The following is a 13,353-nucleotide window of genomic DNA, read 5'->3' on the forward strand; positions in this document are numbered from 1 at the left end:
CGACCGGTAAAAATCAACGGGCGGCGCGCTCGATCCGGCTCAGCCGTTTGAGCATCTCTTTGAAGGAGATGTCCCGTTCCGAGGCGATGATGTCGATTTTGGGCGGCAGCAGGCCGCCATAGACCAAGTACGAGCTTTCCCCCTCCCGGGCGAGGCCGCGCAGCCGGAAACTGTCGTTGTTCAGGGTGCAGCGCAGCCCGAGCTTCTGGTAGCGGTAGAAGTCGATGAAGCGGTAGATGCCCTGGGAGAGGGCTTCGGCAAGAGCGCCCTGGCTGAGGATGCTGAGGTTCCTGAGGGCTTTGACGCTGATGTTGCGTCGCCCTTCCTCGCGAGTCTGCAACTCGGCGCTGAAGTGCGAGGGGACGGTTCCGAAGAGGCGCAAATCGCGGATATGGCCGTCGAGGATGCCGTTCATTTCACCGAATTCAAAGGTTCGGGTAAGCTGCTGCAGGTCGATGCCGGAGAATTCGATGTCGCCGTGCAGGGTGCGGTAGCGGGAGAAGGGGTCGCCCAGGCGGATCTTGGCGATATCCAGGGTGCCGCCGAAGAGTTCGGCGCGGATCGTTCCGGCGGAGATCAGAGTCTTGTCGACATAGCGGATGTCACCGAGATCGGCGTTGAGGCGGCCGGAAAGGGGCGCCCAGTCCAGTTCTCGGGCAAGTTGCGCGAGGTCGATCTCCTCGAAACGGATGCGGGCCGCGAGCGTGGGGCCGTCGGTTTCGAGAGCGGCGCGCAGATCGGCAAGATGCATGCTCCCCCCCGCCAGCCGACCTTCCGGGACGGTGGCGACCGTCAGGCGGTTGGGGACGGCCTGCACGGGCAAGGAGCCCGTTTCCAGATGCAGTGGGCCGAGGGTGATCCCGGAGAAATCGAGCTGGCCGGAGCGGGACTCCGTTTCGGTGAGCAGGGCGCCCTGCTGGTAAAGGAGGGGAAGGCGGCCGTTGAGCCCGGCGATCTCCCATTGGGATGCGGGCAAAGCCAAGGTCAGATCCCGGGGTTCGAAATGTCCGCTCAGACTCAACCCCTCCGCCGTCCGGCGCAGCTTCAGGCCTGCGCCGAATTGGCCGTCGAGGACCAGTTCGCTGAAGGGGGAATTCCTCGCCACGAGCGGAGCATGCAGGTAACGGGCGAAGGCCGGGGTCAGCGGTGCGCTCTCCAGGGTACCGTCCAGTTCCTGAACCTCCGGAGTGACCAGCCCGGCCAGGCGGATTTCCACCAGTTCCGGAACGTGCAGGACGAACTCCCGGGCCTTAAGGCTCTTCGCCGTCCAGTCTGCGCGCCCAGCCAGTTTCAGTTGGGCTTCGTGGTCGCTCAAGTCGGCGTAAAAGGCGCCGTGGAGCACCTCGCCGACGGCGAGGCTGCCGGCGAGATCGAGCTCCACGGCTTCTTCCCCGCGCCTGTGGTGGAGTTTACCCTCCAGCCGGATTTTGCCCCCGCTCAGACCGCTCAGACCGTCGCGGCTGAGCCATTCCAGGGCATCGCACTCCAGACCGGCGAGGCGCAAGCGGATCTCTTTGGGATCCAGATGGATGTCGGCGCGACCCGCAATCCGGCCCGAACCCATATCAGGCGCGCGCAGGTGTCCGGCGAAACGCAGGTCGCGGATCTCGGTGCCGGCGGGCTTGCGTCGGAACTCGCCGCTGGCGAAAAGGGCCTCGGCCTCCAGACCGGAGGTGTTGAATTCCGTCGCCCGCAGGTCGAAAAGGCCGCTCAATTCCCCTTTGGAGGGGAGGTGCAGCTCGCCGCTGCCGGCAAGCCCGCGCAGATTTTCCAGGCTTTCGGGAATACGGCCGGCGTCGACCAGCGGGGTCAGATCGGCAATGTCGACGGGTTCGAGGCGCCAGCGCCACCGGTTCAGCGTGCCCGTCAGGCTGAAGAGGGGGCGCCTGTCGACGAGCAGGCGCGCCTCCGAGCGGAGACGGTCGGGTGCTCCCTGGAGAGAGAACCAGAGCTGTAGAGGGGTGAGGTCGAGAAGATGACCCGCGGTGCGTTTTGTCGGTGGGCGGCCGGTGAAGCTGGCCTGGATCGCGAGCTGTTTCGGGGCCCAGGAAAAGGTGCCGTCGAGAACCCCGCCGCCGCTCAGCTCGCGGCGCAGATGCGGGTTGAAGCGGGCGAGAAAAGCACCGCTGTCGGCGAGGATGCAGTCGAATTCGCCGCTCAACGTGTCGGCGTCGTAACGGGCGCTGAAGGTGGCGTGCGCCTGCTGTTCCAGGGTCAGGCGACCTTCGCCCCGCCAGCTGCGATCCGCCTGCCGACGCAGGCTCAGGCTGAAGGCTTCGAAGGTCAGTTGTTGCCGGTCCTGACGCAGATCGGCGGCGGGGACCGCCACCCCCACTTCGAGCCCGCCCGGCTGAAGAGCCACGGCCAGTTCCGGGTTGACGGCGGTGAAGTCGAAGCCTTCGGGAAGGTTCAGGGGGAAGACCAGGGTCTTGGCGAGACGTTCCAGTTCGGCGCGGTTCAGCCGGGGCAGACGCGCCCGTCCGGCGACGCTGGCCCCGGCACTGTCAAGCTGGAAGTGCAAGGGGGCATCGAGAAGAGGGGTGCCGTCCCATTCGAAACGGCGGATGGTCAGGGTCGGGCGCTCTTCCCAGCTTCCCTCCCCGGCGAGAAGAAGGGGCAGTCCCGGCTCGTCGCCGAGGCGGGCCCGCGCTTCGAAATGGGGACTCTGGGTGCCGTGCAGGTCGAGCGCTAGATCGCGGAGATCCCAGCGCTGATCCTCCAGGGTTATGGCCAAAGAGCCGTCGCTGATGCGCAGCAGCGCGACTTCAAGGGGCGGGATGGCGGGAAATCCGGAGGTGTTTCCGGCCCTGGCCGAGGGCCTTGCGCTCACGTCGATTCGGGGACGGTGCAGGCGCACGGCGTCGATGCGGCGCAGCCACAGGCGTGACAGGCGAAAGCGGATGTCCACTTCCGCGATATCGATAGTGAAGGACTCGGGACGGGTAAGGGTCAGTTCCGCGACCGTCAGGTGCGAGGCCGAAAGCTCCAGGCGCCCGAGACTCAGCTCGGCATCGAGGGCGTATTCGACAAGGCGGATCAGGGTCGGACGCAGGACGTGCCCGGCGAGGTAGTCGGCCAGTTTCCAGCCGGCCACGGACTGGGCCACGGAGAGCGTCAGTAGAAGCCCCAGCAGGTGTCGAAGGAAAAGCAGCGTCATCGGCCCGTAGTGGATAAAGGGGAATATCCTGAATTATCGACGGATTCGCTCACGAGAGCGAGAAAATTCACGATCATCGGGAAAAAAGTGCCGGAGAACGGTCGCGGGCGCCGCGGTCTTCAGCGTTTGAGCTGATAACGGCGGACGTTGGCGTTATGTTCGGCGAGGGTTTTGGCGAAGATGTGGGTGCCGTCCCCTTTGGCGACAAAATAATAATAGTCGCTCTGGGCGGGAAAGGCCACGGCGCGCAGGGCTTCCTCCCCGGGATTGGCGATGGGCCCGAGAGGCAGGCCGGGGAGGCGGTAGGTGTTGTAGGGGCTTGCGGTCTGCAGATGGCGGCGAGTCAGGTTGCCGGCGAAGTTTTCGATACCGTAGATGACCGTCGGATCGGCCTGCAAGGGCATCCCCGCCGTCAGGCGGTTGTGGAAGACCGAGGCGATCAGCGGCATCTCCTCACGATGGCCCGCTTCCTTCTGCACGATGGAGGCAAGGATCACCAGTTCTTTGCGGTCGAGTCCCTGCTCTTTCGCTCCGGCGAGAATCTCCGGGGTCAACCGGCGGCGAAATTCCCTGACCATCGCCTCGATCAGCGCCGCTTCGTCCATGTCGCGGGTCAGCTGGTAGGTTTCGGGGAAGAGGTAGCCTTCCAGGGAAGGGCCGTCGATCTTCAGGCGTTCGCGCATCTTTGGTGCCCGGGCCAGGCGCAGGAAGGTTTCGGCGGAGCCGCGCCCTTCCGTTTCCAGACGGGAGGCAATCTCGCGCAGGGTCCAGCCCTCGGGGACGGTGAAGGGATGGCGAAGGACATCGCCGGCCAGCAGGCGGTTCAGGATTTGCTCGGGGGTGGCGGCGTCTTCGAAGGCGTACTCCCCCGCTTTGATCCGCTGGGAGGCGTCACGCCAGCGGGCCAGCAGCCGGAAGAGGTGCGCGTCGGCGACTACGCCCGTCTCCGCCAGGGATCTGGCAACCCGGGTGAAAGGGGCGCCGGGAGCGATTTCCACCACCCGCCGTTGGGGGGGGGCCACCGGCCGGTCGAGAAAGCGGCGGACATGGATCACCGGCAGGCTCAGGGCAAGAATGAGCAGAGCCGCCAGGGCGGCGATCAGTTTGGAGCGACGGCGCATCAGAAGCTAAAGGTGTTTTCGCTGCTGTTCTTCAGGCGTTCGATATTGCCGCGATGGCGAACAATCACCATGGCGCCGATAAAGAGAGCGGCGCCGAAGAGCCAGACGGAACCTTCGAAGAGCAGGACGAGCCAGGGGATGGCGGCGGCGGCACTGATCGAACCGAGGGAGATGTAGCGCCACTTCCAGAGCACCAGGGCGAAGACCGCGAAGGCGACCAGTACCGCCTTGGGCGAGAGGACCAGGAAGATGCCGAGGGCGGTGGCTACCCCCTTGCCCCCCTTGAAGCCAAGGTAGACGGGGTAAAGATGGCCGAGGAAAGTGACGGCGGCGATCAGGGCGATCTGCGCGGCGGAGAAGCCGGGGGACTGGGTGGCGAAGAAGGTCGGCAGCACCCCCTTGAGGGTGTCGCCGATCAGGGTGGCGATGCCCAGGCCGCGACCGGCCACGCGGTAGACGTTGGTGGCGCCGATGTTGCCGCTGCCGGCCTGGCGGATGTCTGCCTTGCCGAAGAGGCGGGTGAGGACGATGCCGCAGGGAATGGCGCCGATCAGGTAGGCGATGACGATGAAGAGAAGGAAGCTCACGGGATTCTCCGACGGGAGGAAAGGGGCGGCCCTAGCCGCCTCGGACGGATTTTTGGTACCGGGTTCGATCTTCCCTCTTGCCCGGGGGAAAAGCACCTGCTTCTACCACGGCAACGGGGAAAAATCAAGGCACGCCGCCGTTCCCCGGCGTCAGGGCTCGACACGAAAAACGCCGGGGTCGACGAGAGAATCTGTCGGCCCCGGCGCGCAGGCTAAATAGGCAAGATCGCTTTCGACCTCAGAAGGAATATTGCAGGTTCAGGCTCGTCTTCGAGTCGTCTTTCTTCACCTCTTCGGCGGGGTCGCTGTCGTGCTCCCAGACGTTGGCCAGGCGCAGCGACCAGGGGCCGGCGATGGTGGTGGTCAGATCGGCCTCGTTACGGCTGGTGAACTCACCCCCCTGCTCCAGGCTCGGATAGATCGTGAAGTTGTTGCTGAAGGTCGCGTAATCGGAGAGCTTGTAACGGAACTTCATGCCGAGGCGGCCGGTCATCCACTGATCGTCCTCGCTGTCGATGCGGTCCTCGGAAAAATAGGCGACGCCGGCTTCGAAAGCCAGGGCCTTGATGTCGTCTTCCCAGACCTGATAGCCGATACCGGGGCCGACGATGGTGCGCAGGTTGAGATCCTTGAACTTGTCTTTGAGCAGTTCCACGCTCAGGTAGCCGTAGAATTTCTCGGTAAAGAAGTAGTCGTATTTGAGCGCCCCGTAAATGTCCCGGGTCGTCAGTTCGCCGTCTTCCTCGGCGTAGTTGTAGAGGAAGGAGAGATTGTAGCGGTCCTTGAGGCTGCGCCGGGTGGCCTCGGCGCCGAAGTTCACGCTGGTGCGGTCGGTGTTGCCCGATTGCTCGAAGGCGCCGAGAAAGACCTTGCCGTCCCAGGTCCAGGGGGGCGGCGGCTCGACGTTGATCGAGGCGATCTTCGCCCACTCCACCTCGGCGGCGCCGCGAGCGTCACCGGCCGTGACCTGCAACGCATCGACATCCCCCTGCAGCGGCCCGGTCAATATCTCGCCCCCCTCCAGGCGGACATCCACCGGTTGTTCGGTTTCGATGCGCTGTACGGCATCGGTCTTGAGCTCGATCTTTTCGGCGTAGTCGGTCTTCAGGGTGAGCAGGCCCTTTTCGGCACTGATCACCGTACCGGTGATGTGGTCGCCGTTTTTCAGCACGATCTGGTCGCCAGCGGCCGGCAAGGCGCCGACAAGGGAGAGACACAGCAGCAGGGGGGTGATTTTTGTTTTCATTGAGCCTCCGTGGTCAATACCATTCGATAGGATCGAAATGACACGAGTCGCCGTTCGTGTCGCGAAATCAATGGATGAAAATTATATTGAAGATCTTTTATCATAAATGAATTTCGAAGGCAATTGTGAGAACCCCGGCGAAAAGGCGTTTCCGGAGAGCTGGCCGACAGTGGAAATTTTCACAATTTTTCCTCATTTTCTGCATGGTCGGCGTGCATAATGTTGGAAAAGATCGCCGCCCACCGGCGTCGGCTTTGTCTGGTACGGCATCTGCTCCGGACTTCAGGAGGTAAGGATGAAAAAGACCGCTTCGTTGCTGCGATACATTTTCGAGGGGCTGGCCCCCGTACTCCTTCTGCTCGCTCTGGCGTCCTTCCCGGCCCGGGCCGCGGCGGAATCCTACGGCGAACTCTCGACGGACTACAGTCGTGAAGAACTCGCCCAGATGCTCGCCCCCATCGCCCTCTACCCCGACAGTCTCCTTAGCCAGGTGCTGATGGCCGCGACCTACCCCGTGGAAGTCGTCGAGGCCGACCGCTGGCTCAAGGATCATCCTGCTTTGGGGGAAGATGAACTGGATGAGGCGCTCCTCGACCAGGACTGGGATCCCAGCGTCAAGGAGCTCTGCCATTTCCCTTCGGTACTCGCCCAGATGAGCGAACGGATCGGCGAGACTTCACGCATCGGTGACGCTTTTCTCGACCAGGAGGAAGAGGTCATGGCCATGGTCCAGGAACTGCGGGGCAAGGCCCGCGCCCAGGGAAATCTCGCCAGCACCGCCGAGCAGCGGGTCTGGGCGGAGGCCGACGCGATCATCATCGAACCGACCGATCCCCGGGTGGTCTACGTTCCCTATTACGACCCTTTTACCGTCTACGGTTCCTGGTGGTATCCCGATTATCCCCCCTATGACTGGGCTCCGGCGGGGGTAAGCCTGGGGGTCGGTCTTTCTTTCCGGCCGGGGATCTATTTCGGTTTCTCTTTTTCCAACTGGAGCCATTTCGACTGGCGCCGGCGTTACCTCCACATCGATGCCCGCCACCGCCCGCGCTACGTTCACCACGATCGCTGGCGCTACACTACCGGCCGTTGGGTGCACGGTTCCGGTCACCGCTCCACGCACATCCGTCACGCTCCACCCCCGGCGCGCCTGCGGAATTTTCCCGTCGCTCCCCACCGTCGTCCCGAGGTTTTCCGGCCCGCACCCGTCGGGCCGAGCACCGACCCGAGGCATTCTGACGGCATGCGTCGGGACTGCGAACGCCGTGATTTCGAGCGCAGGTCGCGGGAGTTTCAGGAGCGGGAGAAGCACAATGAGAATTCTCGCCGACCGGGACGGGACACGCAATGGCGGGGTCCGGGGGAGGGCCGGCTTGCGCCCGAAGTGCCTCGTAACGACCGGGGCTTGCGTCTGCGCGATGTTGTGCCGCCTCGGCCGCAGGCTCCTTCCGTCGAGGTACCGAAATCCGGAAAGCTGCCGCAGGCGCCAGGTCGAGACGGCGTTGGCCGTGACGGACAGGGCCATCGTCGCGCCGTCCTTAGCCCGTTAAAAATCGAACAAAGGCGAACCGCTCCCGCTGCGGCTCCCCGCTCGGGCCGGGAACACGGACACGGCAGACTACGCCCGCACGGGCAGTGAGGGATTGGCTTCCAACGCCGGTGGGAGGTTGCCGGTGGCTTCCCTGGCGGCGCACGGGGTCAGGTCTTCAGTTGACGAAGGCGAAGATTTAACACGATCCTAACGAAAGCCGGATATGATTCCGACACAAGCATCCCACAATCGACATTCCGCTAATGGCTCGACCGCGCGAAAACAGGAGGTGGTTCATGTCGACCCTGGAGATGCTGATTCGTCACTTGCGTTTTATCTTGTTCATGGTTCTTTTGGCCTGGCTGGTCGCCGTCGGGTCGCTCCATTGGCTTAAGACCGCAGGATGGGTAGTGCTCCCGACGGCAAATGATGTGGCCTCCGGGAGCTGGAATAGGCGCTGCGGTTTTCCCGGCGGCGTTGCATCGATATTGCAAGGAGAGCAGCATGATGGGCATTGATGGACAAGATCCCGCGGAAAAAATCCAGCATCAGCGGGCGCTGGAGAATCTCTGTGAGGAATTCCCCGAAGTACGTGAAAGACTTCCCGAACTGTACGAAAAAATTTATTCCGAGTTGGCTACCGACGCGACCATCCGCACCTTCATTTCCATCTTCATCTCCCGGGAATTGCGGGAAAACCTGCGTTCTCGCCAGGGTCTGAATTCCTGATCCGCCATTCCGTTTTTGAACTTTCCGATTTCCCCCTGAAACTTCCCGTCTTTCATTTCACCCGTGAGCTCTTGGTCTATGGGTCTTCGGGTTTTTTTGCGGTGATCGTGCCGGATAAAAAAACGGCCGCTCGGGCGAGCGGCCATTGCAACGGGAAGACCCGGGGATGAGGTGGGGTCGGGGTGGGCATCTGCGTGATTGACGCTGTTATCCTGCCGGCATCGTCCTTCCCCGGGGTCAGAATTCGTTTAGCTTCGGGTTAGAAGTTGGTTGGGGCAAGCCGTCGGCCATATCGATTTTTCACCGATACGCACACTTCTTTAACGCCCCGTCCATGCTTTTCTAAACATTTTCCGACAGATTGACTTCATCGAAAACGCCGGCCCTTGCCTGGAGGTCTTCCCATGAAGTCGCATCGTCGGGACAATCACGCCATCTTCGAAATCCACGCCCCATTTGCCCCGTTGCTTGAAAAATTCTTCGGTTTGCGGAGTTGTGCCGCGATCTATGATGATCTCGTCGCACACCCTGACGATTGCGATTTTTCTGCGCAGATTCTTGAGCGCATGGGTATGAGCTATGTCGTGACCGATGAGGAATTCGGGCGGATTCCCGCCACGGGGTCCCTCGTCGTTATCGCCAACCATCCCTTCGGCGGGGCCGAGGGGCTGATCCTGCTCGATCTGCTGCGCCGGGCGCGATCGGATGTCCGGGTGCTGGCCAACTCCCTGCTGTGCCGGATTCCGGAACTGCGGGAAACAGTCATTCCCGTCGACCCCTTTGGCGGGAATGCCGCTGCGGCTGCCAATCGGACGCCGTTGCGCGAGGCCGTCCGCTGGGTGCGCGGCGGCGGCGCGCTGCTGATTTTCCCCGCCGGCGCGGTCGCGCATTTGCGCCTGCGTCGCCGCGAGATCTCCGATCCTCCCTGGTCACCCCATCTGGCCCGCCTGCTTCGTGCTTGTGCCGCGCCGGTCTTGCCGATCTTCTTTCCCGGACATAACGGCCTGGTGTTTCAACTGGCTGGTCTGCTTCATCCACGCCTGCGCACCGCCCTCCTTCCTCGGGAATTCCTCAACAAGGCCGGCCGCCGTTTCCCGCTGCGCATCGCTCATGTTGTCCCCTGGAAGAAACTGGCCGCCCTGCCCGACGACCGCGAGTTGATGGACTATCTGCGACTCAAAACCTATCTGCTCGGCTGCGTTGGCACGGAGGCAGGGCCGCCTGCGGAGAGCGGCGAGGAAATCCCGCCGGCGGCGACGGGGCAGGAACCGGTGATTCCTCCCCGGTCGACGGGGATACTTGTCGAGGAGATCGGCCGCCTGCATCAGTCCCAATTATTGGCCGAGAACGGCGGGATGCAGGTTTTTCAGGCCCGGGCCACGCAGATTCCCTACACGTTGCTGGAGATCGGTCGCCTGCGCGAATTGACCTTCCGCGCCGCCGGGGAGGGGACCGGCCGTGGTTGCGATCTCGACGCCTTTGACGAGCACTACACCCACCTCTTCATCTGGGACCGCGATGCCCTGGAAATCGTCGGCGCCTACCGTTTGGGCAAGACCGACGAAATCCTGCGGGAGTTGGGCAAGAAGGGACTTTATACCCAGACCCTTTTTCACTTCCGTACCCGGATGCTGGAAGGGCTCGGCCCGGCCCTGGAAATGGGCCGCTCCTTCGTGCGCGAGGAGTACCAGCGTGGCTACGCACCCCTGCTGCTGTTGTGGAAAGGGATCGGCCGCTTTGTTAGCGAGAATCCCCGCTACCGCATGCTTTTCGGCCCGGTGAGCATCTCCCGCGAGTACAGCGACGTTTCCCGGCGGCTGATGGCCGAAACTCTCCAAGAGAGTCTCTCGCTGCCCGAGCTGGCGCGCATGGTCAAACCGCGGATTCCGATGCGGGTTAAACGTGTGCGCATCAAGGGCTGCGCGCCCGAGACGGCACGAGCGGTGATGCGGGATATCGAGGAGCTTTCCGCACTGATCGCCGATATCGAAATCGACCAGAAGGGGATTCCGGTCTTGCTGCGCCATTACCTCAACCTGGGGGGGAAACTGCTGGCTTTCAATCTCGATCCGGAGTTCGGCGAGGTGCTCGACGGCCTGGTGCTGGTCGATCTGCTGCGCACCGACCGGCGCACCCTGGCCCGCTACATGGGCAAAGACGAAGCAGAAGCCTTTCGCGCCTATCATGAAAACCTGGCGACGACCAGACTGGCCTGCTAGCGACCGCCAATCAATCCGCGTGCCGAACAGAGGTCTAATAACCACTTTGTCGTCTTCTAACAAAAGCGTAATAGCGTATCACTAAACAAATCGACAAGCTGGAGCTGATTGTCCGGCTTGTGAATTTCAGCAAGAGCTTCCTCGAAAAGGCAAATCCCGGGCAACCGGGTGACGCAAAGCCACGGGTCCGTTATCCGCGGATGGCCGGGTTACCAATGAGGGATAGATCCCGTGTTTGGCAGCCACGCCCATTTCTTTAACGGAGGTGGGTTTTTTTATTTTCGAAGGGCGTGGCTCGCTAGCTAAGGGGGTTAGATATGGAAAATGTGAAAATCGGCAAACGGCTTTTCGGTGGGTTTGCTTTGGTGGTCGGACTGGTGGCTGTCATGTGTTTGATGACGATTCTGACCACTGGAGATGTGAAACGAGCCAACCGTGACGTATCCGAGGCCCTGGAACAGGCGGCTTCGGTGGAGCAGGGGCGGGCGCGCCATGACCAGGTTACGGCCGCGCTGCGTGCCGTGCGCGGCGACCTGACCGCGGCGGCCGGGGATGTGCGCAATGCCCTGTTACAAAACCGCGCGCAGGTCGCTCTTTTCAACAAAGAACACCCCGAACCCCTAGGGCGGTTGCTGAGCGGTCCCGACGGGGAGGCGTTACGGGCGCTACTGCCCGAATCCGAAACGGCTCTCGGGCGCTTGGAGGAGATTCGCCGGCGGCTGCTTGAACTCGATCAGTCTATTCAACAAGGCTGGGCACCGCAACATCCGGGCCTGGCCCAGGCCCTTAACGACTTGAAGCGGACCCAACTCTATTGGGCCCTCAATGTCGCGAATATGATCTTCGTCCGCAGTTCCATCAGTGAGCTGTTGTTCGAAGAGATTACGGACACCCCGCTGGAAGAGTTTAAAAACGGGCCGCTCTATGCTCGTTACGCGGCTGAGATGCCTACCCTCGAAACCGCCTTGGCCAAGGCGTCCGCAACCAATGCCAAGCTCTGGGAGTCCTCTTTCAAATTAAATCGGCTGGTATTCGCCAATGACTGGGAGGGGGTGCGCCTGCTCTACCGGGACGAATTCCCTGCCGCCATCAAGTCGATGGCGGTCGACATCGACAGTGTGCTGACGCAGGAAGAAGCCGCACTGCGTGCCCAGGAGCGGATTTCGCAACAGCTTAACGACCCGGTCAATGCGCTGTTGGACGAAACCGCCGAATTACTGCTGGGCTTTGAGGCGCAACTCGAAGAAACGGGTCAGGTCCAGATGGAGGCGGCCCGGCAGGCGGCGCTTGCGGTTGGTGAAACGCGGCAACGGGTCGAAGCGAAACTTACGGGAATGACCCGCCACAGTCTGCTGCTGACTACGATGGTGATCGTCATTTGCATCCTCGCCGGGTGGCGGATTACCCGCTCCATCACCGTGCCGCTGGGACGGACGGTGGCGATGATCCGGGATCTCGATCAGGGTCATCTCGATAACCGTCTGAATCTGCAAAGCCGCGACGAAATCGGTGAAATGTCCAGAATTCTCGACAGCTTTGCCGACCACCTGCGGGACGAAGTCGTCACTGCATTTAAGCGTTTGGCCGCGGGGGATTTCACCTTCGAGGCACGGGGGTTGATCCGGCAGCCTCAGGGCGAAGCCAATGAAATCCTGCGGGGGCTGATGGGCGAAGTGCGCTTGGCCGGGGAAAATATTTCCATGGGTGCCGGGCAGATCGCCGCTGCCAGCCAGGAACTTTCCGAAGGCGCGATCGTCCAGGCCGGCGCCTTGCAGGAAATCACCAGTTCTATGACGGAAATGTCGCACCAGACCCGGCTCAGCGCCGAAAAAGCCGATGCCGCGCGGCAGGCCACGGCGCGGGCGATGGAGTCGGGGCAACAGGGCACCCGCCGGATGGCGGCCATGGTCGAGGCGATGAACGGCATTAAGGCGTCGAGCTCGGATATCTCCAAGATCATCAAGACTATCGACGAAATCGCCTTTCAGACCAATCTGCTGGCGTTGAACGCCGCTGTCGAAGCTGCTCGGGCCGGGCAGCACGGCAAGGGTTTCGCAGTAGTCGCCGAGGAGGTGCGCTCCCTTGCCGGGCGCAGCGCCCAGGCGGCCAAGGAAACCTCGGAGTTGATCGAAGGCGCCGTCGCCAAAGCCGACTCGGGGGCGATTCTGGCCGGTCAGACTGCCGCCGCCCTAGAGCAGATCATGGGGGAAATTACTCGCGGCGCCGCCTTGGTCGCCGAGATCTCCGAAGGGAGCCGGCAGCAGGCCAGGGGCTATGGCGAAGTCAGCCAAGGCCTTGCCCAACTCGACGAGGTCACTCAGAAAAAAGCCGCCAGCGCCGAGGAGTGCGCCGCTTCGGCAGAGCAACTGGCGGCTCAGGCGCGGCATTTATTCCTTTTGCTGAGTCGTTTCAGGATGACGGTGGAGGATGAGCCTGGGGAGGAGAAGACCCTTGCTCAAGTCACCTTTGAGCACGATTGGGATACTGAAAAGTCGCTTGTGCCTTGTTCAACGCCAATTCCCGGACTGATTTGAGTAATGCGTCGGTAACGAAGGTGTCGGCGTGAACCCTATGGGTATGTCACCGATGATCGAGATACTGCTCCGTAAATCCTCTCTGATTCTCTTTGTGCTGCGGTGTCTTTGAGTGCTTGCGGTCGGATCGCTGGAAACTTTCCGAGCAATTCGCGCCGAACTCGCCGCCGTGACCGAAACGGCGAGCGGCGGGGAATAGGGTTTCCCCGCCGCTCGTTTGCTTTCTTCA

At 62.3% G+C, this 13,353-nt stretch carries 9 protein-coding genes and 1 riboswitch; of the genes, 5 read left to right on the forward strand and 4 right to left on the reverse strand.

Features of this window, described 5'->3' with window-relative positions; translation table 11 throughout:
- Positions 1–13: 13 nt before the first annotated feature.
- The 4 genes from RBR25_RS05640 to RBR25_RS05655 all read right to left on the reverse strand — a co-directional run bounded on the left by RBR25_RS05640 (position 14) and on the right by RBR25_RS05655 (position 6,111).
- Complete coding sequence (locus tag RBR25_RS05640) at positions 14–3,157, reverse strand: hypothetical protein (protein ID WP_432818562.1); 3,144 nt, start codon at positions 3,155–3,157, stop codon at positions 14–16.
- Positions 3,158–3,276: 119 nt separating this feature from the next.
- On the reverse strand, positions 3,277–4,278 hold the full coding sequence (gene mltG, locus RBR25_RS05645; RefSeq protein ID WP_432818563.1) for an endolytic transglycosylase MltG: 1,002 nt from the start codon (positions 4,276–4,278) through the stop codon (positions 3,277–3,279).
- Positions 4,278–4,865, reverse strand: a complete 588-nt coding sequence (gene plsY, locus RBR25_RS05650; RefSeq protein WP_432818564.1) for a glycerol-3-phosphate 1-O-acyltransferase PlsY — start codon at positions 4,863–4,865, stop codon at positions 4,278–4,280. The genes mltG and plsY overlap by 1 nt, the downstream gene beginning before the upstream one ends.
- A gap of 238 nt (positions 4,866–5,103) precedes the next feature.
- Positions 5,104–6,111 (reverse strand): DUF481 domain-containing protein, encoded by a 1,008-nt coding sequence (locus tag RBR25_RS05655; protein WP_432818565.1) that lies wholly within the window; start codon positions 6,109–6,111, stop codon positions 5,104–5,106.
- Positions 6,112–6,406: 295 nt separating this feature from the next.
- On the opposite strand from RBR25_RS05655, the gene RBR25_RS05660 reads away from it, so the two are divergent.
- The 5 genes from RBR25_RS05660 (at position 6,407) to RBR25_RS05680 (ending at position 13,124) form a co-directional block, all read left to right on the forward strand.
- Complete coding sequence (locus RBR25_RS05660) at positions 6,407–7,750, forward strand: DUF3300 domain-containing protein (RefSeq protein ID WP_432818566.1); 1,344 nt, start codon at positions 6,407–6,409, stop codon at positions 7,748–7,750.
- Between the two features lie 188 nt (positions 7,751–7,938).
- On the forward strand, positions 7,939–8,160 hold the full coding sequence (locus RBR25_RS05665) for a hypothetical protein (RefSeq protein WP_432818567.1): 222 nt from the start codon (positions 7,939–7,941) through the stop codon (positions 8,158–8,160).
- Positions 8,147–8,371: a three-helix bundle dimerization domain-containing protein gene (locus RBR25_RS05670; RefSeq protein ID WP_432818568.1), complete on the forward strand. Its 225-nt coding sequence runs from the start codon at positions 8,147–8,149 to the stop codon at positions 8,369–8,371. The genes RBR25_RS05665 and RBR25_RS05670 overlap by 14 nt, the downstream gene beginning before the upstream one ends.
- Before the next feature lie 404 nt (positions 8,372–8,775).
- A complete protein-coding gene (locus RBR25_RS05675; RefSeq protein ID WP_432818569.1) occupies positions 8,776–10,590 on the forward strand; it encodes a lysophospholipid acyltransferase family protein in 1,815 nt (604 codons plus the stop codon).
- Between the two features lie 138 nt (positions 10,591–10,728).
- A riboswitch (cyclic di-GMP riboswitch) is annotated at positions 10,729–10,807 on the forward strand.
- A gap of 100 nt (positions 10,808–10,907) precedes the next feature.
- On the forward strand, positions 10,908–13,124 hold the full coding sequence (locus RBR25_RS05680; protein WP_432818570.1) for a methyl-accepting chemotaxis protein: 2,217 nt from the start codon (positions 10,908–10,910) through the stop codon (positions 13,122–13,124).
- Positions 13,125–13,353 lie beyond the last annotated feature (229 nt).

The sequence above is a fragment of the Trichloromonas sp. genome (genome assembly GCF_034006665.1).
Classification (GTDB): Bacteria; Desulfobacterota; Desulfuromonadia; order Desulfuromonadales; family Trichloromonadaceae; genus Trichloromonas.